The organism is Chamaesiphon sp. VAR_48_metabat_403 (genome assembly GCF_031422475.1).
In the GTDB taxonomy this organism is placed as follows: Bacteria; Cyanobacteriota; Cyanobacteriia; order Cyanobacteriales; family Chamaesiphonaceae; genus Chamaesiphon.
Genome location: NZ_JANPLS010000504.1, coordinates 1 through 2,249 on the forward strand (window position 1 = coordinate 1; position 2,249 = coordinate 2,249).

Genomic DNA, 2,249 nt, shown 5'->3' on the forward strand with positions numbered 1-2,249 from the left:
ACGGGGGGATGGGGAGTAAGGATGATTTTGGATTTTGGATTTTGGATTTTGGATTAAAAATCTACTAACTCCCAGTCTCCCAGTCTCCCAGTCTCCCCGTCTCCCCGTCCCCCAGTCCCCCAGTCCCCCTAACTTAACCCAAACGCCCGATGGATGATTTTAACTGCTTCGGTGCCACGATCGCGAGCGACTACACAGCTAATTTTAATCTCAGATGTGGAAATCATTTGAATATTAATCCCCGCGTCGGCTAGAGCGGTAAACATTTGGGCGGCGACACCGGGGTTGCTGACCATCCCTGCGCCGACGATGCTGACTTTAGAGATCGATTCATCGACAACTACTGCGCCACAACCCAGACGGGTGGTAGCCGCATCTAGGAAGCGTTTGGCATCGGCGGCATCGCCTTGGGCGATCGTACAGGCAATATCGCGGGTGGCGACACCATTAATAACGCGGGTGCGTTGAGATTGAATGATGGCATCCATACTAATATTATGAGTGGCTAAGATGCCAAAAATCTCGGCGGCCATGCCGGGACGATCGGGAACTTGGAGAATGGCGAGTCTAGCGCGATCGAGATCGAGGGCGACTCCGCGTACTGCGGGGGCATTAACGGGCTGAGTATGGTCGTTAGTCGATACCGAAACTTCAAACTGGTTGCACAGTGCGGCAGTCGCTCGCTCGCAGTCGGCGGCGGGAATGGTGCAACTGACTTTGATTTCGGAGGTGGAAATCATTTGAATGTTAATTCCCGCCTCGGCGAGGGTTTTAAACATTTGGGCGGCTACTCCCGGTCGTCCGATCGTGCCTGCGCCGACGATGCTAACTTTGGCAATATCGTCCGCTACGAGGATGCTATCGTGAGTGGGGGCAAAATTGTCGTGCAGGACGGGCGAGATGGCTTCAGCGACCGCCTGGGCGCGACTGGCAGCGTGTTTATCGACGGTAAAAGCGATGTCATTGGTGTTACCTTCGTGGATCGATTGGACGATCAGATCGACATCAACACGTTCGCGGGCTAATGCCCCAAATAATTGTCCGGCAATTCCGGCGCGATCGGGTACTTGTAAGAGGGCGATTTTGGCTTGGTCGATCGCAAATTCGACGGCATCGACGGAGTTGGAGACTTCTAAGTTAGTCAGGGAGCGCGATCGGGTGGTTGGCGATATTACCCAAGTACCTGGCTCGTCCGTCCAGCTCGATCGCACTACTAGGGGTACGCCGTAATTTTTGGCGATTTCGACTGCGCGAGGATGCAAGACTGTCGCCCCCAGGCTGGCGAGTTCGAGCATTTCGTCGGAGGTAATTTCGGTGAGTAATTTGGCTTCGGGAACGATGCGCGGATCGGTGGTTAAAATGCCGGGTACGTCGGTGTAAATCTCGCAGGCACTAGCTTTCAGAGCGGCAGCCAGAGCCACGGCGGAGGTATCGGAACCGCCTCTACCGAGGGTGGTAATATCCCGATCGCCTGTAGCACTCACGCCCTGAAATCCAGCCACTACCACGACTTTACCTTCTTTCAGGTGCCGTTCGACGCGATCGGGTGAAATCTCTAAAATTCGTGCGCGGGTATGCTCGGCTTCGGTTTCAATTCCAGCTTGCGCGCCTGTGAGCGAGATTGCGGGTTGTCCTAATTCTTGAATGGCAATACTCAATAAGGCGATGGTAACCTGTTCGCCTGTGGATAGTAACATATCCATCTCGCGGCGCGACGGCTGGCTGGATAACTCATGGGCTAATTTAACTAACCCATCGGTGGTTTTACCCATCGCGGAGACAACTACGACTAAATCGTTTCCCGCTTTGACTGTCTCTACGACTCTTTTAGCGACTGCTTGAATCCGCTCGGCGGAGCCAACCGATGTCCCCCCATATTTTTGGACGATTAATGCCATTGTAGATTTTGGATTTTAGGTTTTAATACGCTCGACACAAATCAGTCAAGCCAGACACTATAGAAAATCCCCTCCTCGGAGGGGTGCCCGTAGGGCGGGGTGGGTAGATCTCCGTAGCTCAGAGTTGAGTATGCTCTAGTTTCATTCTTCAACCCAACCTACAGATCTAGCTTCGTTGGAGATGGTGTTACCCCCCCAACCCTTAATAAAGGCAGGGTGGTTTCATACAAGAAAAGAAAAAACCTCATCGACCTGGTTAGCCCATAAACGTAAGGCTTGAGGAACTGTCCGAAACCCAGCTCGACGAACGAGGGTGACAATCCAAGTGAAAAAAATCGCCCAATTAACCGG

1 protein-coding gene is annotated in these 2,249 nt (G+C 52.9%); it reads right to left on the bottom strand.

Annotation, left to right across the window (positions count from 1 at the left end; all coding sequences use genetic code 11):
- Positions 1-128: 128 nt before the first annotated feature.
- Positions 129-1,898 (bottom strand): aspartate kinase, encoded by a 1,770-nt coding sequence (locus RMO79_RS23635; protein WP_310485721.1) that lies wholly within the window; start codon positions 1,896-1,898, stop codon positions 129-131.
- Between the last annotated feature and the right edge of the window lie 351 nt (positions 1,899-2,249).

Bases quoted from the DNA above. Each gene is read 5' to 3' on its own strand.
- RMO79_RS23635 (WP_310485721.1), bottom strand. From the start codon at position 1,898: ATGGCATTAATCGTCCAAAAATATGGGGGGACATCGGTTGGCTCCGCC.